The organism is Clostridioides sp. ZZV14-6345 (assembly GCF_020657775.1).
Classification (GTDB): domain Bacteria; phylum Bacillota; class Clostridia; order Peptostreptococcales; family Peptostreptococcaceae; genus Clostridioides; species Clostridioides difficile_D.
Genome location: NZ_JAGWCX010000016.1, coordinates 1 through 23,076, shown reverse-complemented (window position 1 = coordinate 23,076; position 23,076 = coordinate 1). Strand labels below are relative to the sequence as shown.

Here is a 23,076-nt window from a genome sequence, read left to right as displayed (position 1 = left end):
TACTTACGCCTTTTTTAAAATAAATTTTGTGAATTTGAACAGTTAATTTCATAAAACTAAAATACCCATTCCTAAGATTACAGTTTCATTATCTATTACTCCAAATGCTTTTAAAGTAACTAGAAATAGAGATAATAAAAAGTCAGCTATTATGACACAATGAAGTATAATATGTTCATCAACTTTTTTATGTTTATAAATCTTTGCTATTGAAACTACTTTTACATTTTAACTTCTGCTGATATTTGAGTTAGATATTCATTAGAATCTCTCACACTTATATCATATAGAAGATATTCTTCATAAATGAAATCCCCCATACATAAATTATTCTGATTAAAAAAATTTAATAACTTTTCATAAGTTTTGTAAATGGTTTCATAACTCCCTTTATGATAAGCAGTTGCATAAAGCCCTTTTGGCTTGATTGATATAGGATATTTCTTGTATTCTTTATTAACTTTCGTAAATAAATATGAATATGATTCAAAATCCTTATTAATTATATCTTCACCCTTAATGATAGAGCCAATCGTACCATAATCACTCAATTCATAGTTGTCCATAAAGTTAATACATTCATATAAAAAATTTTCTTCATCATCTTCTAAAAATTGCTCTTTGTATGTAATAGGCGTTTTGACTAAGTACTCTTCTTCATGTTCTTCTAAAGTAATAGTATTTGCATCTATATTACATGCATTTTTAGTAAATGAAATCGTAGACTCCATTAGAGCCTGAATATTAGTTAGTTTTTCAATTTCGTTGTTAATGTCAATCATTTTATTTTCTAAAAGTTCAATTAGTAAATTAGGAGTACGTTTATCTATATAAGCTTTAATTTCTTTTAAAGGCATTTTGACTTCCTTAAGTGAAGAAATTATACCAAAAATGCTAAGTTGATGGTATGAGTAGTATCTATATCCATTTTCTTTCTTTAATTCTGGAGAGAAAAGACCTATATCATCATAATAGAAAAGTGTTTTTTTATTAACTCCACAAATTTTTGCGAATTCTCCAGTTGTGAAATAATTTTTTGAGACTTGACTCATAATTATAATTCCTCCTTGACTATCCTGTTACAGTATAGTTTATCATAATATTTTGTAAAGGAGTGTGAATATATGAAAAAATTAATTCGTTTTTTAAGACCATATAGAGTTTTAATTGTTATAGTTTTGATATTTACGTTTTTGCAAACACTTGGAACTTTATATATACCAACACTTACAGCAAGTATAGTAAATAATGGTGTAGTAAAAGGAGATATAGATTATATTGTAAAAACAGGTTTAATAATGTTGATAGTAGCTGGTATAACAGCCTTATCAGCTGTGTTGGTTTGTAAAGTATCAGCAAATCTCTCATCTGGATTTTGTAGAGATATTAGAGAAGCAGTATTTATAAAATCACAAGATTTATCAATAAATGATTTTAATAAGATAGGTACAGCCTCAATGATTACTAGGAGTACTAGTGATATTACTTTAATAGGTCAATCTGTGTTTATGTTTATTCAGTTGGTATTACCAGCACCAATTATAACTGTTTCTGGTCTATTTTTAGCATATTCTATAGATAAAGCAATGACAATTATTATTGTTGTAGTAATGTTTCTATTCATGTTATCAGCCTTTTTGGTTGGTAAAAAGCTTATCAAGTTGTTTAAAATGATGCAAGTAAAGATGGATAATATGAATAGAGTGTTACGTGAGGTAGTAACTGGAGTAAGAGTTATAAGAGCTTTTAATAGAAGCTACTTTGAAAAAAAGAGATTTGATAAAACTGCAATAGATTATTCTGAAACAGCAATTTCAATAAATAAAATATTTGCAGTACTTATGCCTATTGTAATGTTAATAATGAATTTAGGTATAGTAAGCATTATTTGGTTTGGTGGGATGAGAGTCAGTAATGGGAATATGGAGATAGGTCATATAATGGCACTTGTTGAGTATTGTATCTTAATACTGTTTTATTTAATCATGGGAGTAATGGTATTTATGTATATACCTAGAGCAGGTGCTTGTGCAGATAGAGTAAATCAAGTATTAGATATAAAACCTGAAATTGTAGATGGAAATGGTTGTAAAGATATTATTTCAGAGAGAGGTCATTTAGTGTTTAAAAATGTAACATTTTCATATGCTCAATCAGAAGAACCTGTTTTAAGTAATATAACATTTGAAGCAAAATCTGGAGAAGTAACTGCAATTATAGGGAGTACTGGTTCAGGTAAATCTACTATTGCAAATATAATACCACGTTTTTTTGAAATTCAATCTGGACAAATATCTATAAATGGTCAAGATATTAAGAACATACCTCAAAAAGAACTTAGAGATAAAATTGGATTTGTACCACAAAAAGCATTTTTATTTAGTGGTACGATAGAGGAAAATATAAGGTATGGAAAAGAAGATGCAAGTATTGAAGAAATAAAGCATGCTGCAAGTATAGCCCAAGCTGACGAGTTTATTTCTGAAATGGAAGATAAGTATGATTCATTTGTAGCCCAAGGTGGAAATAATTTATCTGGTGGTCAGAAACAGAGAATATCTATTGCAAGGGCATTAGTTAGAAAGCCTGAAGTATATATCTTTGATGATAGTTTTTCTGCATTAGATTTTAAGACAGATAAAAGACTTAGAAAAGCATTGAAGAATGAAATTAAAGATTCATCAGCTATAATTATAGCACAGCGTATAAGTACAATTATGGATGCTAATCAAATTATAGTTTTGAATGATGGAAAAATTGTTGGTATTGGAAAACATAAAGATTTACTTGAAAATTGTGAGGTTTATAAGCAAATTGCAGATTCACAGCGTAGTAAAGAAGAACTTGCATAGTATGAAGAATTAATCTGTATATTTGGAGGTGTAATATGAGTGAAAAAATAACAGAGAAACAAGATATAGACGTACTTAGCTTTGAAGATGGTATGTCAGCAGAAAAAGCTAAGGATACAAAAAAAACTACTAAAAGATTATTGAAATATATGGCAAAACAAAAGTTTAAAATATTAATTATTTTTATTTCAGTATTGATAAGTTCAGCACTTACAGTTTTAGCACCTATGGTTATGGGAAAAGCTATTGACCAACTATTTAATGGAATAAAAACTGCAGTCCAAACAGGTACAAAATTCAGTGTGAATTTTGGTACTATGGGAAGTACAATATCAATACTTCTAGGGTTATACTTAATTAGTGCAGTATTTATATATGTACAACAATACATTATGTCAGGAGTTGCACAAAATTTAGTCCTTAACATGAGAAAAGATTTAAGTGATAAACTCAATAAACTTCCTCTTAAGTACTATGACTCCCATAAAAAGGGGGAAACACTTAGTATAGTTACAAATGATTTGGAAAAAGTAGCAGATAGTTTACAAGAAGGATTAATGCAATTTATCACATCAGTAGTTACAGTAGTTGGTTCTATCATAATGATGGTAAGTATAAGTATACCACTTACAATAGTATCAGCTGTAACATTGGTTGTTTCATTGGGTATTACTGTCATAATTGCAAGAAAATCACAAGAAAGATTTTCAGAAAATCAAAAGGCATTAGGAGAATTAAATAGCAATATAGAAGAGATATTTACTGGTCAAATATTAGTTAAGGCATTTAGTAAAGAAAAAGACACTATAAAAAATTTCAAAACATTAAATCAAAATCTTTATAATGCTAGTAGAAAAGCACAATTCTCATCATATGCAATATCTCCAATTATTAGATTTATAAATCAAATTGGGTATGTTATTATAGCAGTTGTAGGTGGTGTATTTGCATCAACTGGAACAATGACTCTTGGTAGTATACAGGCGTTTATTCAATATGTAAATCAAGCATCAGAGCCTACTACAGAGATATCTTATATTGTAAATATGCTACAATCAGCAATTGCATCTGCAGAGAGAGTTTTTGCAGTTATGGACGAAGTAGAAGAAATAAAAGATGAAGAACATTCAAAGATTATCAATATGCCTAAAGGGAAAGTCCAATTTGAGCACGTTAAGTTTGGATATAGTGATGATTCTATTCTTATGAAAGATATTAATATTAATTTGAATGCAGGAGATAAGATTGCAATTGTTGGACCTACAGGAGCTGGAAAGACAACTCTTGTAAATTTACTTATGAGGTTTTATGAGATACAAGGTGGAAAAATTACTATTGATGATGTTAATATAAAAGACTTAAAGCGTGGAGAACTTAGAACTATGTTTGGAATGGTGCTTCAAGATACATGGCTATTTAATGGAAGTATAAAAGAAAATATTGCATATAGTAAGTCAGATGCTACAATGGATGAGATTGTAAGAGCGGCAAAATCAGCAAGAGTAGACCATTTTATAAGGACTTTGCCTCAAGGATATGACACTGTATTGACTGAGGATGCTTCTAATTTATCTCAAGGTCAAAAGCAACTTCTAACAATTGCCAGGGCAATACTTTCAGACCCATCAGTGTTAATTCTCGATGAAGCAACATCTAGTGTAGATACTAGAACAGAAGTAGAAATTCAAAAGGCAATGAATAACTTGATGAAGGGAAGAACCAGCTTTGTTATTGCACATAGATTATCAACTATTCGAGATGCTGATTTAATATTGGTAATGAAAGAAGGCACTATTATTGAACAAGGAAGCCATCAAGAACTTATTGAAAAGAAAGGGTTCTATGAAGAACTTTATAACAGTCAATTTTCAAGTGAATATGACGAAGATGTTGTATGATTCTCAAGTTTTAGGCAACTAAATAATTTATAAATATTAAGTTATATATTGTAACATATAAGGTTATATGGAATAAGAGTATTTTTCTATTTTATATAGCCTTTTTTATTTGTCAACATAAGATAAAATTTCCTTTCTATATTAGATTACAAGAATGTATTTATCAATATAAAAGTAAAATAATTCTTATTATTAGTGAAGTAAATATTGTTTGCCACATATATGCCATAAATATGCACTTATTTTACGGAGATTTAACAAAGTATCATAAAGTATACTCTAAATATAAAATAAATCAAATAAAGTTAAATAAATTGAGAGGTGATATAAATAATGGATAAAAAGTTGAACTATAGATTTGAAATGAAGCACAAAATAACTGAAGCAGATGTGTTAGCTTTAAAATCAAGACTCTATACAGTAATGAAGAAAGATAAAAATGCATCAAAAGATGGAAAGTATCTTATTAGGAGTTTATATTTTGATACTCCTGAGGATAAAGCGCTTTTGGATAAATTGAATGGTGTTGCAATAAGAGAAAAGTTTAGAATAAGATTTTATAATAATAACTGTTCTTATATAAAATTAGAGAAAAAAATAAAACATTATAACATGACATCAAAGTTATCTGCTAATTTAACAAAAAAAGAAGTAATAAAGATACTGAATAAAGATATTGAATTTTTAAAAGAATCGACAAATTGTTTATTAAGAGAATTTTATTTGAAATTAAAATGTGAAAGATTGGAGGCAAAAAGTATAGTTGATTATGATAGAGAAGCCTTTGTTTATCCTGTTGGAAATGTGAGGGTTACAATTGATAGCGATATTAAAACTTCTGTAAATTCAATAGATTTATTTAATAAAGATTTGCCAACTGTTTCAGTGATTGATGAGAATATGACTGTATTAGAGGTGAAATATGATGAATTTATACCAGATTTTATAAAGGATTTAATTCAAATTAATAAGACTACTTCTACAGCAGTTTCAAAATATGCTTCAAGTAGATTATATATTTAGGAATAAAATCTATGATTTGTATGAAGCTATACATAAATAAAGCTAAAAAATAAATGAGTTAAAAAATAGGAAGGATGATTTTAATTATGACATTTAATGATATTTTTAAATCAAGTTTTATAGAAAACGTATCAGGTTTTTCATTTGTGGACAGTGCTTTAGCACTAGGTTCAGCTTTTTTAATAGGTGTGTTTATATATATGGTCTACAAAAAGACTTATATGGGAATTATGTATTCTCGACCATTTAATGTGTCACTTGTAGCACTTACAATGCTTACAACTTTTGTAATATTGGCAGTTACTTCAAATGTAGTTTTATCCCTAGGTATGGTTGGTGCTTTATCTATAGTAAGATTTAGAACAGCAATTAAAGACCCAATGGATTTAGTATTTCTATTTTGGTCATTGGGTTCAGGTATAGTTTTAGGAGCAGGTTTGATTCCATTAGCTGTTATGGGTTCAATAATTATGGGATTGATTCTAATATTCTTTTCAAATAAAACAATATCTGAAACACCATATATATTGATGGTAAATTGTAATAATGAAGATTCAGAAGATATTGCAACTGATAAAATTAAAAAAGTATTTTCTAAATATCAAATAAAATCAAAAAGTGTTACACCAGAAAAAGGTATAGAATTGGTGCTTGAAGTAAGAATGAAGGATGGAGAAACAAGCCTTATAAATGACTTGAGCCAAGTAGATGGAGTTACTAATGCAGTTCTTGTAAGTTATAATGGTGACTATGTAGCATAGAGAGGAGTAATCTTTTATGAAAGATAAAAAATTTACCCTTCTTATCTCAATTATGATTATAGTTTTGTGTGCAGTAGTTGGAGTTTACAGTACATCTGGTAATAAAGGTATTGACTTATATAGTGATGTATATATTGAAAAATATTTTGATAGAGACAAAGTTATGGAAGTTAATATAGAAATAGATGAGAGTGACTTGAAAGACATGAATGAAAATGCTATAAAAGAAGAATTTAAGTCTGCAAAAGTAACTGTAAATGGAGATACATATGGAAATGTAGGTATAAGAACTAAGGGAAATTCAAGTCTTACATCTGTAGCAAATAGTGATAGCAATAGATACAGCTATAAGATTAATTTTGATAAGTATAACACTAGTCAAAGTATGGAAGGTCTTACTCAATTAAATCTTAATAACTGTTATTCTGACCCATCTTATATGAGAGAGTTTTTAACGTATAGTATTTGTGAGGAAATGGGATTAGCCACTCCAGAATTTGCATATGCTAAAGTCTCTATAAATGGTGAATATCATGGTTTGTATTTGGCAGTAGAAGGACTAAAAGAATCTTATCTTGAAAATAATTTTGGAGATGTAACTGGGGACTTATATAAATCAGATGAAGGAAGCTCGTTGCAATATAAAGGAGATGACCCAGAAAGTTATTCAAATCTAATCATTGAAAGCGATAAAAAGACAGCTGACTGGTCTAAAGTTACAAAGTTATTAAAATCTTTAGATACAGGTGAAGATATTGAAAAATATCTTGATGTAGATTCTGTTCTTAAAAATATAGCAATAAATACAGCTTTATTAAATCTTGACAGTTATCAAGGTAGTTTTGCTCATAATTACTATTTGTATGAACAAGATGGAGTATTTTCTATGTTACCGTGGGATTTTAATATGTCATTTGGTGGATTTAGTGGTTTTGGTGGAGGTAGTCAATCTATATCCATTGATGAACCAACAACAGGTAATTTGGAAGATAGACCTTTAATATCTTCACTATTAAAAAATGAGACATACAAAACAAAATACCATGAATATCTAGAAGAAATAGTAACTAAATACTTAGATTCAGACTATCTAGAGAATATGACAACAAAATTGCATGACTTGATAGCATCATATGTAAAAGAAGACCCAACAGCATTTTATACTTATGAAGAATTTGAAAAAAATATAACATCTTCAATTGAAGATTCTAGTGATAATAAGGGATTTGGTAATAAAGAACTTAACAATAATAACTCTAATAATAATTCTAATAGTGAAAATAAGAGTTCTGGAAGTAAAAGTAATGAAAAAGAAGTTAATGCTGAATTAACATTAAGTGAAGTCAAAACTAATACAGATAATGAAAATAAAAATAACACTATATATTCTAGTCAAAATGAGAATAGTGTAAATGACAATAAAACTGGCAATGATACTAATGAAAAGTCAGGAGGTCCTATGGGTAAAGGCGGTAAGTCAATACCAGGAGTTTTGGAAGTTGCAGAAGATATGAGTAAAACTATAAAATCTCAATTAAGTGGAGAAACTTCTTCAACAAAGCAAAGTTCTGATGATGAAAGTTCAAGTGAAAGTAAAGGGACTGAAAAGTTTGATGAAGATATGAGTGGTATGCCAGAACCACCTGAGGGAATGGATGGTAAAATACCACCAGGAATGGGAAATATGGATAAGGGTGATATGAATGGTAAAAATGGCGATATGAATATAGATAGAAGTCAAGGTAATCCAAAAGAAGCTGGAGGTTTTGGTAATAAAGGAGACAGCTCTATGAATAAAACAGCAATATACTCTAAATTAATTTTAGGTGGAGTTTCAATGATGATTGTGTCTATTATGTTAGTAGGTGTATCAAAGATAAACCGAAGAAGATTTGTAAAGTCAAAGTAAGGTTGATATTAAAAAGTACTGTAGAGTAGATGTCTACTTAACAGTACTTTTTAGACATTAAGATTAAATTTATTTAGGAATAACTATAGGAACTGCCTCTATAATTGTAGGTTCTATAGTAGTTATTGCAGATGTTGTTCTTGGAGAAAATGTAGGATGGGGAACTGTTTTTAGCATGTTACTAATTGGATTTTTTATGGATTTACTTTTATATAGTAATTTTTTATTTGTTTAATGTTTTTAGGTAATAGAAGTCTTATTCTGTATTTAATGAATTAATTAATTTATAATTAGAGATACTAAACTTTATAGATATTAATATAAACATCTTTAAACTGTGTATTTTCCAAAGCCTTTAAAATACTTGTATTTATTCTAAGTAAAAAAATAAAAAAATGTCAAAAAAACTCTTGTATTATATCCAGATTTTATATATAATTACCTATGTTGTTTAGAAATTTTAAACTCAATGTTTAGTAAACAAAATGTTTAGTAAAATAAAACAGAAACTAGGAGGTGCAACATGGATATAGGTGAAAAGATAAAAAGATTAAGAACAGAAAAGCAACTGACCCAGGAAGAGTTAGCTAATAGATGTGAATTGTCAAAGGGATTTATTTCTCAATTAGAAAATAACTTAACATCACCATCCATAGCTACCCTTATAGATATACTTGAAATACTAGGTACAAATTTAAGGGAATTTTTTAATGAAATAGATGACGAAAGAATCAGTTTTACAAAAGAAGACATGTTTGAAACTGAAGACGAAGACTTAAAATATAAATTAAAGTGGTTAATTCCAAATTCACAAAAAAATGAAATGGAGCCAATAATAATAACATTGTATCCAGGAGGACAGTATAAAGAGGAAAAGCCACATGAAGGCGAAGAATTTGGATATGTATTAGCAGGTTCAATATATGTTCATATAGGCGAAAAGAAAAATAAGGTAAAAAAAGGAGAAAGCTTTTACTTTAGACCAAAAGCAAATCACTATATATCGAACGAAGGTAAAACTACAGCAAAAGTGATTTGGGTTAGTACGCCACCATCATTTTAGAATAGAGGTGTTTAATAATTGGTAGAAAATATAATAGAATTAAGAGATATATCTAAACATTATGAGGAACTTACCGTTTTAGATAATTTTAATTTAGATATAAAGAAAAATGAGTTTTTAACTTTACTTGGACCAAGTGGATGTGGAAAAACTACTACATTAAAAATAATAGCAGGATTTGAGTATGCTGATGATGGTAAAGTTTTATTTGAAGGTAAAGAAATAAGTAATTTGCCACCATATGAAAGACAAGTAAATACAGTGTTTCAAAAATATGCTTTATTTCCACATATGGATGTATATGAAAATGTAGCTTTTGGACTAAAAATTAAAAAGACTCCAAAAGATGTAATAGATGCTAAAGTAAAAGAGGTTTTAAAACTTGTTGCACTAGAAGGTTTTGAAAGACGACAAGTTGAGTCATTAAGTGGAGGACAACAACAGAGAATTGCAATAGCAAGAGCTCTAGTTAATGAGCCAAAAGTACTGTTACTAGATGAGCCACTTGGAGCACTTGATTTAAAGTTAAGACAAGAAATGCAAATAGAATTAAAAAGAATTCAAAAAAAATTAGGAATAACATTTGTGTTTGTAACTCATGACCAAGAAGAGGCTCTTACTATGTCAGATACAATTGTTGTAATGTATAAGGGTAAAATTCAACAAATGGGAACACCTCAAGATATATACAATGAACCTAAAAACTCATTTGTAGCTAAATTTATAGGTGAAAGTAACATATTTGATGGAATTATGATAGAAGATTATAAGGTTAATTTCTGTAATAGAGATTTTGAATGTGTTGATAAAGGATTTGAAAAAAATGAAAATATAGAAGTAGTAATAAGACCAGAAGATATAAAAATGGTAAAGCCAGAAGAAGGAATGTTAAAGGGGAAAGTTACATCTACAGTATTTAAAGGAGTGCATTACGAGATAGAGTTGAATGAAAATGGAAGATTGTGGATACTTCATAATACTAAAAATGCTGAGGTTGGAACAGAACTAGGCATGGACATATATCCAGAAGACATCCATATAATGAGAAAAGAGACTAACTAAAATGAAGAAAAAATCTTTCTTAGCATATCCATATGTAGTTTGGAGTGCGATATTTGTAATAATTCCTTTAATATTAGTAGTATTTTTCAGTTTTACAAAAGAGTCAGGTGGAGGTTATACATTTACACTTGAGAATTATAAAGAAGTAATTGACCCTATATATATTAAAGTCTTTGCTCGTTCTATTCTTTTAGCAGGAGGAGCGACATTGATATGCCTTGTAGTTGGTTATCCAGTAGCATATATAATTTCAAAAGCTCATGTAAGTAGAAGAGGTTCATTAATATTATTGTTTATTCTTCCTATGTGGATGAATTTTCTTTTAAGAACATATGCATGGGTTGCTATATTAGGAAAAAATGGACTTTTAAATACATTTTTAGGTTGGCTTGGAGTACAACCATTAGCAATTTTGTATACTAATTTTGCTATACTTTTAGGTATGGTATATAACTTTTTACCATTCATGGTTCTTCCAATATATACTGCACTATCAAAGATGGATAATGATTTGATAAATGCTGCTCATGACTTAGGAGCAAATAATATGACAGTATTTAGAAAAATTATATTTCCTTTGAGTTTGCCAGGTGTAATGTCTGGAATAACTATGGTATTTATGCCAGCAGTCACTACTTTTGCAATATCAAGACTGTTAGGTGGAGGTAAAATAATGCTAGTTGGAGATTTGATTGAACAACAATTTACAGTTGTTGGAGATTGGAACTTTGGCTCAGCAATATCGATATTTATGATGATAGTAATATTAATATCGATGTCCATAATGTCAAAATTTGGAGATGAGTCTGATAAAGAAGGTGGTGGGTTACTATTTTAAAATTAAAGAAAATAACTTCTAATATATATTTAGCCTTAGTATTCTTATTTTTATATGCACCCATATTTGCCTTGGTACTATTTTCTTTTAATGATTCAAAATCAATGGCAAGATGGAATGGATTTACATGGAAATGGTATGGGCAATTACTTCAAAATGAGAGTATAATGAGTGCTTTATATTATACTATAGTAATAGCCATATTAGCATCTGTAATATCTACAATAGTAGGAACTATAAGTGCTATAGGAATACATAAGATGAGAGGTAAGAGTAAGAAATTAATACTAAATGTAAACTATCTTCCTATTTTAAATACAGAGATAGTTACAGCAGTAGCTCTTATGAGTCTGTTTGTATTTGTAAAAATAGAATTTGGGTTTACAACAATGCTATTGGCACATATAATGTTTTGTTTGCCATATGTTATACTTTCAGTTTTGCCGAAAATGAAGCAATTACCTGATAATATAGAAGATGCTGCCATGGATTTAGGAGCAACACCTATATATGCTCTTAGAAAAGTAATTTTACCACAAATAAAGCCAGGAATAGTTTCTGGATTTTTAATTGCATTTACTATGTCAATAGATGACTTTATAATAAGTTTCTTTAATGCTGGAAATGGTGTAAGCAATCTTTCTATAGAAATCTATGGAATGGCTAGAAGAGGTATAAAACCTGAAATAAATGCATTGTCAACAATAATGTTTGCAGTGGTTTTAGGCTTACTTTTACTGGCTAATAAAAAAGAATCTATAGTAAGGGGGACTAAATAATGATTAAGTTTAAAAAAGTAATATCCCTTGTAGCTGTAGGTATTATGACAGTTACTTTATTTACAGGATGTAATAAAGCAACTGATTCTACAAAAGTTCTAAATGTATATAATGTTGGAGATTATATAGATGAGTCTCTTATAGATAAGTTTGAAAAAGAAACAGGAATAGATGTTCAATATTCAACTTATGATACTAATGAAATGATGTATCAAAAGGTAAAAAGTGGTAGTACACACTACGATTTAGTATTTCCTTCAGATTATATGGTAGAGAAAATGAAAAATGAAGGGCTTTTGGAAAAATTAAATTTTAAAAACATACCTAATATGAAGTATTTAGATAAGAGTTTTTTAAATCCTGTATACGATAAAACTAATGAATATAGTGTTGCATATATGTGGGGAACTCTTGGAATATTGTACAACAAAAAAGAAGTTAAAGAGCCTATAGATAGCTGGAATATACTTTGGAATCCAAAGTATAAGGGAAATATGATGATGTTTGACTCTGTTAGAGATACTATAGGAATAACTCTTAAAAAATTAGGATATAGTATGAATAGTGTAAATCCAAAAGAAATAAATGAAGCAAAAAATCTTTTAATGAAACAAAAGGATTTAGTATTAGCTTATGTAAATGATGAAGGTAAAGATAGATTACTTGGCGGAGAAGTGGCAATGGGTATGCTATATTCAGGAGATGCAGTTACATTAATGGAGCAAAATCATGACCTTGATTATGCTATACCTAAAGAAGGTACTAATAAATGGGTAGATGCTATGTGTGTGCCAACAACAGCACAAAATAAGAAAGAAGCTGAGTTGTTTATAAACTTTTTACTAGACCCAGAGAATGCAAAAGTAAATGCTGAGTACATTGGATATTCAACACCTAATACAGGAGCATTAAAATTATTAGACCCAGAAATAACTAAGAATCCTGTTGCATATCCATCTAAAGAAGTGATTAATAAATGTGAAACTTTTGAAGATATTGGTGAAAATATAAAATTATATGATAAGGCTTGGATAGAGTTAAAATCAAAATAGGGTCTTGTTGATTTAAGTAAATTTACTTAATAAAACTGTTCTTTTTTAGAAATTGACTTTCTAATTATTGAATAGTTTTATTTTTTGTTTAGGTTATATCTTTATTTTGAGTTTATTTTTATAACAATTTAAAGTTCAATAAGCTTAATTGATTACTATTTTTATAATAATAACTATAAAGAGGCTGTCTCAAAATTGAGATAAGCCTTTTTTCATTGTTGAAATGATGAAAATATATTTGATTTCATAATTTTTTTATTAAGTTATATTCATATGTAATTTGACTAGTCTTTTAATAAGTGAAAACTTATTTGTATAAGGAATTTAATAATAATTAGAAAAAATGGGCAACTTAATAGAATAGTTGGAGGTGTGAACTTATAGAAAATGAATAGGATAAATAAAAAAATAGATTTATTAATATTAACTTTACTTGTTTTCATATTTTTAATTGTTGGAATAGTAATACTATCAATTAGGACAGAAAATAAACTGAATGTGTTTATAATGTTAGCAATAATTTTTTTCATAATAATGTTAACTTATTTATCAAACTCAATAGTAGGATTGATAACAAGTTCAATAATTATATTTATGTATACATCCTATATTTTATATAACAATATTACTCACAATATGGATGTTGAGTTTATATCATATATGTGGATAATAGCAATACCAATATCTTCAATTATAATGGGCAATTTAAATAAAAATATAAACGAATTACAAGATACAAATACAAAACTGTCCAAACAGTACAAGGAATTAGTTACTATTGATAGTGAAACTGGACTTAGAAATTTAAAAATTTTTTATAATGATGTAAATATGGAGATAAGTAAATCTATTAGACATAATACTAATTTTTCTCTTATGATAGTAAAATTGCCGTATTACGGAAACCTACAGACTATATTTGGTGAAAATAAAACTAATAAAATAGTAAAATATATCAGTTCAAATATTATAGAATGTACAAGAAATGAGGACATAATCTATAGCTTACAAAAAGATATGATAGGGATACTAATGCCAAATACATCTTTTGAAGGCTCAAAAGTTGTAAAAGATAGAATAAAGAAAAGAATAAAAGATTTAAATTTAGATTTAAATAATAGAGGAAAATATGTAAATATAGATGTAAAAATTGCATTTTTAGAATATAAGGATATATTTGGAGATAGTATAAATTTTAAGAATGTAGTTGAAGAGGAACTACAATATGATGTTTAAAACATTCAATAAAATTCTATCAAAATTAGTAACTGCACTATTAATAGGAATAATAATATCAAACTTTAACCTACCTTCATATGCAGCACAAATTACTTCAAGTACAGATAAGGTATTAATCATATATGATTCTAAGAAAGAAACAGCTTATAATAGAGATATTTTAAAGATTATGAGGACTCTATTGGGAAGATTTAGTTCAGATATCGAGTTATTACAATTAAGTAGTTATGATAAAAAAATAAATAAAAATTATTACAGTCATATATTTATTGTAGGAATTAACGAAAATTCGTATGGTAATGATAAAAAAACTAAAGACTTGATTAGTTCATTAGATTTATACAAAGGAACTATATGTTGGTTGGGATATGGCATAGAAAATCTTTTGGAATATAAAAAATACAATTTAGACTATCTGGGAAAAACAAATAATATAGTTAGTGTAAATTATAAAGGTAAGTCGTATAATTTGGATGAACATTATGTTTTTAACATTGTAGAATCAAAAGATACAAGTAATAAAGTAATAGGAAGTATTGATGATACATTAAATAAGTATCCATATATAATAAATGATAAAAATCTTTTTTATGTATCGAAATTGGATTTGGATGGTGTCTTATTTTATATATTTTGCGATTCACTGAACGATATTTTTAATGTTAAAATGTTTAATAAAGGAAGTATATTTGTAAGGATAGAAGATGTACATGCTTTCAGAGACCCAAAAGACCTTGTAAAGATAGCTGATTATTTAAGTAGTAAGAATATACCATTTACAATTGCATTGATACCAGCTTATGTAAATCCTAAAAATCATAAAATAACCACTTTATCGGAAAGCCCTGAAATTGTCAAAGCAATAAAATATATGCAAGATAAGGGTGGTACTGTGATATTGCATGGATATACTCATCAATACAAAAAAGAAGCGATTTCTGGAGAAGGATATGAATTTTGGGATGGTAAAAAAGATGCGCCCTTAAAAGAAAATATGAAGATATTTGTAAAAGATAGAGTTTTGAGTGGTCTTAGAATATGTATAGAAAATGGAATTTATCCTCTTGCATTTGAGGCACCACATTATGCAATGGAATCAGATGGATATAGAGAATTAAAAAAATATTTTTCTACTTATATGGGTCAACATCAAAATAATGATAAAAAATTTAGTACAAATACATATCCTTATGTTATTAGAGATACAGAAGAGTTTAATGTACTTATACCTGAAAATTTAGGATATATAGACCCAGAAGATAAGCTTACTTTTCAAAATATAAAAGAAAATTTGGACAAAGTATCCATTGTAAGAGGTTTTAGTGGAGGTTTTTTCTTTCATTCATATTTGAATATAGAGTACCTAAAAAACACGATAGAATATTTAGAAAAACAAAATATAGAATTTATGGATTTAAGAGATTTTGATAATTGGGTAAAAGTTGATGAAGTACAAATAAGAAATAATGGAGATAAAATTATAGTTAGCTATGATAAGGATTTAGAAGAAAATACTGAAAGTGAGATTAGATTTAAATCTATATCCAATATTAGTAAAATTTTGATATTGATAGTATCTTTAAGTGTTTTAATATTTGTGATTGTATTTATATATTTTAAGAAAATAGATAAAAAGAAATTTTTAAAATAAATGATTTTATATTAGAATCAATATTTTAAAAGATTTTAGGAGAACTTTATGAGAGATTTAAATATATCAGAGTGTTTGTTCATATTTAGTTTGTTTAGTATATGGTCTTTATTGCTCATAAACATTGTTTTGGCTATGGGTGGATATATATTTTACTTTAAAAACTTTGATAAAGAAGTAAAAAAAATTGATGAATATCCTATGGTATCAATACTTGTTCCTGCTCATAATGAAGCTAAAGTGATAGGAAGAACTGTGGAATCTTTATTATTACTCAATTATCCTAAGAATAAAATGGAACTTATCGTTATAAATGATAATTCATCTGATAATAGTAAAGAGATTTTAGAAGACATAAAGAATAAGTATGACAACTATAATTTTACCATAATAAATACAGATAATTTAACTGGAGGAAAAGGAAAATCAAATGCATTGAATATTGGATATACAATTTCAAAAGGAGAGTTTATAGCAGTTTACGATGCAGATAACACACCAGATAGAAATGCGCTTAGATATTTAATACAAATCATAGTAATGGATGATAAATTAGGTGCTGTTATTGGAAAATTTAGAACTCGAAATAAAAATAAAAATCTATTAACTAAATTTATAAACATAGAAACATTAAGTTTTCAATGGATGTCACAAGCTGGTAGATGGCAACTATTTAATCTATGTACAATACCAGGAACTAACTTTATATTGAGAAGAAGTATCATAGAAGAAATTGGAGGATGGGATAGTAAAGCAATTGCAGAAGATACAGAAATCAGTTTTAGGATATATAAATTGGGATATAAGATAAAGCTTGTACCACAATCTATAACATGGGAACAAGAACCAGAAACTGTTAAGGTATGGATAAAGCAACGTACTAGATGGGCGAAAGGGAATATATATGTCTTAATGAAATATATAAAAAATATATTTAAACAGGGAAAAAATAAGATTGTATTTGATATAGCCTACTTTTTTTCTGTATATTTTTTATTTTTGACATCTGTTATTATATCAGATATTTTATTTGTTTTAAGTATATCTAAGCTAGTAGAGATTTCTATTCCAATTAACTTTTTTCTAATATGGATACTATCTTATCTTTTATTTATTATAGAAGTGAGTATAAGTCTAACTATAGAAAAAGGTGAAGCAACAATTGAAAATATATTCATAGTTGCAATAATGTATTTTACATACTCTCAACTGTGGCTGTTGGTTGCCATAAAAGGAATGATAGAGTATTTAGAAGATGTAATTTTTAAAAGAGAAGTTAAATGGTATAAAACAGAAAGATTTTAATTCATGTACAGGAGGACTAACATGAAAAGGTTTGTTATATCAATTATATCTTTAGTATTGTTTTTTTCAAATATATCACTTACAAATGAAGTAAATGCGGATGAAACTAAAGTTAAAAATTATAAGTTTGAAAGAGACATCACTATTGATGGAGTTATAGGAAGTAATAGTACCTTCTTTGAGGTAAATAAAAATTGGGATATTGAAGAAGTCTTATTACATCTTAATTTTAGTAAGAGTCAAATATTAAATGGAAATGTTTCAAGTTTAACTGTTTTGATAAATAATGTACCAATAAAATCTATTAAATTAAATGCTAAGACAAACTATAAAAATACACTAGAAGTATTAGTTCCAAAAGATTATATAATTCAAGGCTATAACGAAATAAAAATAAAAGCATATAAAACAATATCTGATAAAATTTGCCAAGATGATTCCAATACTGGAAACTGGTTGGTTATTCACAAGGAATCATATACATCAATTAGATATAAGCAGAAAAAGATGGGAAATTCAATAAATGAATACCCATATCCATATGTAGAAATTGAAGATAATCTTAAGTTAGATACAACTATGGTAGTACCAGATAATATGACTAGAGGAGAGTCTACAGCTGTATTCAATTTAGCTTCAGATTTTGGAAAAATAACAAAAAACGATAATTTAAAGTTTGATGTTAAATTATATTCAGAAATGAAAAATTGGTCAGACGATAATATTATATATATTGGTAAACCTGAAAATACAGCAGAAGAAATCTTGGATACTTTAAGTACAAAGGAACAAACCCTATTATCTTCAAACTGTCTAATCAAGCAAGTAGATTCACCATACAATAAGAATAAGAAGATGATGGTGGTAATTGGTAGCAATGAAGAAAATTTAATAAAGGCATCAAATTTATTAATAGAAAATAGACTTTCTAATCAAGTTTTATCGTCATCAATACTTGTAAACAAAGACACCAATATAAAAATCAATAGGGAACAAGAACTAAATTTAGGCCATTTAACATTAAAGGACTTAAGATATTCAGACTTTTTGCTGGAAGGAGCATTTAATCAACAAGCTTTGTTTGATGTCAAAATACCAAAGGGTAAGGTATTAGATAATGGTTCAAAGATTGTCTTGAATTTGAGATACTCTGACAATTTAGACTTTGAAAAATCATTAGTTACAGTATCTATAAATGATGTTGTCGTTGGAAGCAAAAAACTTGATAGGTCACATTCTAATAATGATAAGTTAGAATTAAAGATACCTAAAGATATAGATAATAAAAACTATTATCAAGTTAAGTTATCCTTTAATTTGAGTATAAAAAATTCGAATTGTATTACAAGGGAAAGTAATAGTCCTTGGGCATATGTATTAAATAGCTCTTATTTGGAGTTATCTACAAAAGAAAATGAATCTTTGTCTTTTGAAAATTATCCATATCCATTTGTTAGAGATGATGAGTTTAACGATTTAACTGTGATAATGCCAGATTATTCAGGTTCACAAGCTATGACTTGGATGTCTAGACTAGGTGTTAATTTAGGTGCAAATATAAATTCTCATAAAGGTAAGATAAATGTAATTAGAGGGAAAGAGTTTAATGACAAATATAAGGATACCAATATTATAGTTTTTGGAGTACCACGTAATAATTCTGTTATAAAGAAGTTAAACAATAATTTAAATATAAAGTTCAACAAAAGTTACTCCAACTTTTTATCGAATGATAAGATAAGCTTTATTGATGATTATGGAAAAAATATTTCTGCAATTCAATTGATAAAATCTCCTTTTAATAATCAAAAAGATATTATGGTAATTAGTTCAATAAATGAAAAAAACTTATATTTAGGAATGGATTATTTATTGAATAAAAGTAAAGTTAATGATTTAAAAGGAGATACATTAACGATTGATGAATATGGAGAGGTAGAAGATTTAGCTTATAATGTAAAAACTAATAAAGAAATAGAGGATTCAAGCAGTAATATCAGTATAAATAAGACAACCAAAGTATTTTTAATGATTTCTTTTATTACTATAATTGTAGCCATAATATTGTCAATGTTATATATGAAAAAATATAAAAGAAGATAATATGATAAATCTAGTATTTTAAAAGAGGTATATAATTTGAAGAAATATATAAATAAATTTAAATTAAAGAGAAATATTTTAATCTCAGTAATGGTCTTAATTTTTATATTTATAATTTACTTTATAAGTGCTGAGTTAAAAGATAGAAGTATAATAAATAACCAATATAATGGTAAGATTAAGTCGGCCAATTTATCTGTAGATTATGAAATAAATCAAGTTATGAAGGATATAGATAAATTAGGATTGAATACAGTAAATGTACCTGTAATTATAAATGTAGATGATATTAATTCTGACATTATGTCAATAGATAATAATAGCAAAGATAAAGCAATTAAGCTAATAAAAAAATTAAATAGAAAAGGTATTTCAACAATATTAGAAGCATATCCATGGATAGAAAATGGAAAGTTATATGAGACTGACTGGAACCCTATAAATAAAAAGAGGTTTTTTTATACATGGCAAAATACTATATTAAATGAACTTATAATTGATGTAGCAAATCCCCTAGATGTAAATGTTTTGAATGTTGGTTCTAACTTTGTACACTTAGAGGAATATCAGCAAAACTGGAGTGAAATAATAGATTTTGTACAATCTAAATTTGATGGTCTTGTAACATACAGAACTAATTGGTGGTATACAAAAAAAGACGATTTAAATAGTAAGTTTTCTTATGAACAAAAACTAAATAATAAATTCTTTGATAAGTTAGATTTTATATCTATTGCAGCATATTTTGAATTAAGTAATAAATCTGTTAATACAGTGGATGAATTGATTTCTGCTTTGTATTCATCCACCGTAAATAATAGAGGGCAAAATATAAAAGAAGAAATATATAATCTCTATAAAGTTCATGGGAAACCAATATTTTTTGGAGAATTAGGTTTTTCAAATAGAGAAAATGCTAGTTCTCAACCATGGAATCATATTCCCTCAAAAGTTATAAATGGTGAAGAACAAGCAAGATGTTTTGAGGCGTATAAAAAAGTTTTTGAAAATGAAGACTGGATAAATGGTTTTTCTGTGTTTTGTGTAGGGAAAATAGATAAAGAAAAAAATTTTTATCCATCAAAAGAGAGTATAAAGGTTATTAAGTCTTGGTATGAATAGTCTTATTATATAAATGTAGCATTTATAGAAATTAAATGATGATTAGGAGAGATATAAATGAATGACATCAAGGTTATAACTGTATTTGGAACTAGACCTGAAGCTATCAAATTAGCTCCATTAATAAAGGAACTTGAAAAAAGAGCACACATAAATAGTATTGTATGTGTTACAGCTCAACATAGAGAAATGCTTGACCAGGTTATAGAAACTTTTAATATAAATGTAGACTATGATTTAAATATAATGGAAAAAGGACAAAGTTTAAATGATATAACTTGCAAGGTTTTAAATAAACTTCCATTGATTATAAATAAGGAAAATCCAAATATAATATTAGTTCATGGAGATACAACAACAACTTTAGCTACTAGCTTGACTGCATTTTATAGTAAAACTCCTGTTGGTCACATAGAAGCTGGACTTAGAACATATGATAAGTATTCTCCATTTCCTGAGGAATTAAATAGACAACTCACAGGTATTATTGCTGATATGCACTTTGCTCCTACTAATTTGGCTAGAAATAACTTGATTTCTGAAGGAAAGCCAGAAAATAGTATATTTGTAACTGGAAACACTGCAATTGATGCTTTAAAGATGACAATAAAAGAAGATTATAATCATCCTATAATTGATGAGATTGGCAATGATAGGATGATTTTATTAACCTCTCATAGAAGAGAAAATTTGGGTAAGCCTATGAAAAATATATTCAGAGCTGTAAAACGAATAGTAGATGACTTTAAAGATGTACAGGTAGTCTATCCCATACATTTAAATCCTGAAATACGAAATATAGCTGATGAAGTATTTGGGAAATCTAATAAAAGAATTCATATTATAGAACCTTTAGAAGTAGTTGATTTTCATAATTTTTTAAATAAATCTTATATGATAATGACCGATAGTGGAGGAATACAAGAAGAAGCTCCATCATTAGGTAAACCAGTTCTTGTTTTGCGTGATAAGACAGAAAGAACTGAAGGGGTTGAGGCAAAGACACTTAAGTTAGTAGGCACAAATGAAGAACGAATATATAACTCAGTGAGCAGTTTATTAATAAAAAAAGAGAGATATATTCAGATGAGTAAAGCATCTAATCCATATGGGGATGGATATGCAAGTAAATATATAGTGGATATAATAACTAAAAAGTTTAATTGTAAATATTTAAATTAGTTTTTATTTATTTTATAATGTAGAATTAAAGTTATCAGACACTTGATGTAAAATTTTTGATAAGATAATACCATTGTTAAGGGGGAATAAGATGGCTAGAAAATGTATAAAAAATTTAGGTAAAAGCAAAAGTATAAAAAGAGCAAAACTTTTATTTAAGAAAATTTTTATTACTGTATTTATAATAGCAAGTATAGTTGCTATTTTTAATATAACAAAATATTTTGAGGAATTATATAAAATAAGAGATATAGAAAGCAATAAAATTGAATATTATATGGATGTAGCTGACGAAGCAGGAGATGGAAAAGTACAGTTAAGTTGGAAGGCCTTACTTGCTATAGATATGGTAATACATGATGAAGATTTAACCAATATAAAAAAGAAAGACACATTGGATATAGGAGAAAAGTTTATAGTAGAAGATAAAAATGATAAAGGCGAAAAAGTGTATAAGGTAAAAAAGTTTAATAAGGTATTAAGTGAATTGAGATTTGACTCTTCTCAAAAAAGTAGAGCGAGAAAATATATGAAGGATTTGGAGTACACATACCTTGGAAATAAACAATTAGACAGTAGTGATGAAAAAATTAAATTTATAAAGAAGTTAGAAGACTCAGCTATAAGAGAATATGTTGATTATGGAATATTGCCATCTATAACAATTGGACAAGCTATATTAGAATCTGGATGGGGAAATTCTAAGCTTACAAAACAAAGTAATAATTTATTTGGTATAAAAGCAGATAAAGCGTGGAAAGGAAAAAGTGTAGAAATTTCAACTTCAGAACATTATAATGAGAAAATTGTAGCGAGTTTTAGGTCGTATAACTCATTACAGGACTCTGTAAAAGACCATAGCTTGTTTTTAGTTAATAATAAAAGATATAGAAAACATGGTTTATTTGAGGCTAAAGATTATATTAGTCAAGCACAAGCATTAGAAAATGCAGGATATAGTACAGCTGAAGATAAAAAAGGAAATCGCATATATGCAGAGCTATTAATAGAAGTTATCAGAAGCTATAATTTGCAACTGATAGATAATAAAGTAGAAACAAAATAACTATTCACTTCATATGAAGCCATAGTAAGATAAGATTGTTTTCTACAAAAGAATAGAAAATTTGTAAAAAAAACTAAAAAAATGTATTGACTTGTTATTTAAAAGGTGATATTATTATTACTGTACTCGAAAGAGAACAAAATGAACTTTGAAAATTAAACAGTAGGTTAA

Annotated in this window: 18 protein-coding genes; 17 read left to right on the top strand and 1 reads right to left on the bottom strand. The window is 27.4% G+C overall.

Features of this window, described 5'->3' with window-relative positions; translation table 11 throughout:
* Positions 1-221: 221 nt before the first annotated feature.
* A complete protein-coding gene (locus tag KGF39_RS06060; RefSeq protein ID WP_227821586.1) occupies positions 222-1,052 on the bottom strand; it encodes a MerR family transcriptional regulator in 831 nt (276 codons plus the stop codon).
* 72 nt (positions 1,053-1,124) lie between these two features.
* Here KGF39_RS06060 and KGF39_RS06055 point away from each other — a divergent pair, with 72 nt between their 5' ends.
* The 17 genes from KGF39_RS06055 (at position 1,125) to KGF39_RS05975 (ending at position 22,905) form a co-directional block, all read left to right on the top strand.
* A complete protein-coding gene (locus KGF39_RS06055) occupies positions 1,125-2,852 on the top strand; it encodes an ABC transporter ATP-binding protein (protein WP_227821585.1) in 1,728 nt (575 codons plus the stop codon).
* A 35-nt stretch (positions 2,853-2,887) separates the two neighbouring features.
* Positions 2,888-4,750 carry an ABC transporter ATP-binding protein gene (locus tag KGF39_RS06050; RefSeq protein WP_227821584.1) on the top strand — a complete coding sequence of 621 codons (1,863 nt, stop codon included), beginning with the start codon at positions 2,888-2,890 and terminating at the stop codon, positions 4,748-4,750.
* Between the two features lie 333 nt (positions 4,751-5,083).
* The gene (locus KGF39_RS06045) at positions 5,084-5,773 is read left to right on the top strand and encodes a polyphosphate polymerase domain-containing protein (protein ID WP_054273068.1); all 690 of its coding nucleotides are present in this window, start codon (positions 5,084-5,086) and stop codon (positions 5,771-5,773) included.
* An 86-nt stretch (positions 5,774-5,859) separates the two neighbouring features.
* Positions 5,860-6,534 carry a DUF4956 domain-containing protein gene (locus tag KGF39_RS06040; protein WP_413927021.1) on the top strand — a complete coding sequence of 225 codons (675 nt, stop codon included), beginning with the start codon at positions 5,860-5,862 and terminating at the stop codon, positions 6,532-6,534.
* A 16-nt stretch (positions 6,535-6,550) separates the two neighbouring features.
* Entirely contained in the window at positions 6,551-8,443 is a 1,893-nt protein-coding gene (locus KGF39_RS06035; RefSeq protein WP_227821582.1) for a CotH kinase family protein, read from the top strand.
* A gap of 523 nt (positions 8,444-8,966) precedes the next feature.
* Positions 8,967-9,506, top strand: a complete 540-nt coding sequence (locus tag KGF39_RS06030; protein WP_003418769.1) for a helix-turn-helix domain-containing protein — start codon at positions 8,967-8,969, stop codon at positions 9,504-9,506.
* Between the two features lie 18 nt (positions 9,507-9,524).
* A complete protein-coding gene (gene potA / locus KGF39_RS06025) occupies positions 9,525-10,568 on the top strand; it encodes a spermidine/putrescine ABC transporter ATP-binding protein (RefSeq protein WP_227821581.1) in 1,044 nt (347 codons plus the stop codon).
* Between the two features lies 1 nt (position 10,569).
* A complete protein-coding gene (locus KGF39_RS06020) occupies positions 10,570-11,406 on the top strand; it encodes an ABC transporter permease (protein WP_227821580.1) in 837 nt (278 codons plus the stop codon).
* Positions 11,407-11,510: 104 nt separating this feature from the next.
* Positions 11,511-12,185 (top strand): ABC transporter permease, encoded by a 675-nt coding sequence (locus KGF39_RS06015; protein ID WP_079739967.1) that lies wholly within the window; start codon positions 11,511-11,513, stop codon positions 12,183-12,185.
* A complete protein-coding gene (locus KGF39_RS06010) occupies positions 12,185-13,237 on the top strand; it encodes a spermidine/putrescine ABC transporter substrate-binding protein (protein ID WP_227821579.1) in 1,053 nt (350 codons plus the stop codon). Before KGF39_RS06015 ends, KGF39_RS06010 begins: the two co-directional genes overlap by 1 nt.
* A gap of 387 nt (positions 13,238-13,624) precedes the next feature.
* A complete protein-coding gene (locus KGF39_RS06005) occupies positions 13,625-14,473 on the top strand; it encodes a diguanylate cyclase domain-containing protein (RefSeq protein WP_227821578.1) in 849 nt (282 codons plus the stop codon).
* Positions 14,463-16,127, top strand: a complete 1,665-nt coding sequence (locus KGF39_RS06000; protein ID WP_227821577.1) for a polysaccharide deacetylase family protein — start codon at positions 14,463-14,465, stop codon at positions 16,125-16,127. The genes KGF39_RS06005 and KGF39_RS06000 overlap by 11 nt, the downstream gene beginning before the upstream one ends.
* Before the next feature lie 48 nt (positions 16,128-16,175).
* Positions 16,176-17,432, top strand: a complete 1,257-nt coding sequence (locus tag KGF39_RS05995) for a glycosyltransferase family 2 protein (RefSeq protein WP_227821576.1) — start codon at positions 16,176-16,178, stop codon at positions 17,430-17,432.
* 21 nt (positions 17,433-17,453) lie between these two features.
* Positions 17,454-19,535 carry a cellulose biosynthesis cyclic di-GMP-binding regulatory protein BcsB gene (locus KGF39_RS05990; protein ID WP_227821575.1) on the top strand — a complete coding sequence of 694 codons (2,082 nt, stop codon included), beginning with the start codon at positions 17,454-17,456 and terminating at the stop codon, positions 19,533-19,535.
* A gap of 36 nt (positions 19,536-19,571) precedes the next feature.
* The gene (locus tag KGF39_RS05985) at positions 19,572-20,657 is read left to right on the top strand and encodes a glycoside hydrolase family 113 (protein ID WP_227821574.1); all 1,086 of its coding nucleotides are present in this window, start codon (positions 19,572-19,574) and stop codon (positions 20,655-20,657) included.
* Positions 20,658-20,714: 57 nt separating this feature from the next.
* Entirely contained in the window at positions 20,715-21,839 is a 1,125-nt protein-coding gene (gene wecB / locus KGF39_RS05980) for a non-hydrolyzing UDP-N-acetylglucosamine 2-epimerase (protein WP_227821573.1), read from the top strand.
* A gap of 91 nt (positions 21,840-21,930) precedes the next feature.
* Positions 21,931-22,905 carry a glucosaminidase domain-containing protein gene (locus KGF39_RS05975; protein ID WP_227821572.1) on the top strand — a complete coding sequence of 325 codons (975 nt, stop codon included), beginning with the start codon at positions 21,931-21,933 and terminating at the stop codon, positions 22,903-22,905.
* Positions 22,906-23,076 lie beyond the last annotated feature (171 nt).

Bases quoted from the DNA above. Each gene is read 5' to 3' on its own strand.
- KGF39_RS06060 (WP_227821586.1), bottom strand. From the start codon at position 1,052: ATGAGTCAAGTCTCAAAAAATTATTTCACAACTGGAGAATTCGCAAAA.
- KGF39_RS06055 (WP_227821585.1), top strand. From the start codon at position 1,125: ATGAAAAAATTAATTCGTTTTTTAAGACCATATAGAGTTTTAATTGTT.
- KGF39_RS06050 (WP_227821584.1), top strand. From the start codon at position 2,888: ATGAGTGAAAAAATAACAGAGAAACAAGATATAGACGTACTTAGCTTT.
- KGF39_RS06045 (WP_054273068.1), top strand. From the start codon at position 5,084: ATGGATAAAAAGTTGAACTATAGATTTGAAATGAAGCACAAAATAACT.
- KGF39_RS06040 (WP_413927021.1), top strand. From the start codon at position 5,860: ATGACATTTAATGATATTTTTAAATCAAGTTTTATAGAAAACGTATCA.
- KGF39_RS06035 (WP_227821582.1), top strand. From the start codon at position 6,551: ATGAAAGATAAAAAATTTACCCTTCTTATCTCAATTATGATTATAGTT.
- KGF39_RS06030 (WP_003418769.1), top strand. From the start codon at position 8,967: ATGGATATAGGTGAAAAGATAAAAAGATTAAGAACAGAAAAGCAACTG.
- KGF39_RS06020 (WP_227821580.1), top strand. From the start codon at position 10,570: ATGAAGAAAAAATCTTTCTTAGCATATCCATATGTAGTTTGGAGTGCG.
- KGF39_RS06015 (WP_079739967.1), top strand. From the start codon at position 11,511: ATGGCAAGATGGAATGGATTTACATGGAAATGGTATGGGCAATTACTT.
- KGF39_RS06010 (WP_227821579.1), top strand. From the start codon at position 12,185: ATGATTAAGTTTAAAAAAGTAATATCCCTTGTAGCTGTAGGTATTATG.
- KGF39_RS06005 (WP_227821578.1), top strand. From the start codon at position 13,625: ATGAATAGGATAAATAAAAAAATAGATTTATTAATATTAACTTTACTT.
- KGF39_RS06000 (WP_227821577.1), top strand. From the start codon at position 14,463: ATGATGTTTAAAACATTCAATAAAATTCTATCAAAATTAGTAACTGCA.
- KGF39_RS05995 (WP_227821576.1), top strand. From the start codon at position 16,176: ATGAGAGATTTAAATATATCAGAGTGTTTGTTCATATTTAGTTTGTTT.
- KGF39_RS05990 (WP_227821575.1), top strand. From the start codon at position 17,454: ATGAAAAGGTTTGTTATATCAATTATATCTTTAGTATTGTTTTTTTCA.
- wecB (WP_227821573.1), top strand. From the start codon at position 20,715: ATGAATGACATCAAGGTTATAACTGTATTTGGAACTAGACCTGAAGCT.
- KGF39_RS05975 (WP_227821572.1), top strand. From the start codon at position 21,931: ATGGCTAGAAAATGTATAAAAAATTTAGGTAAAAGCAAAAGTATAAAA.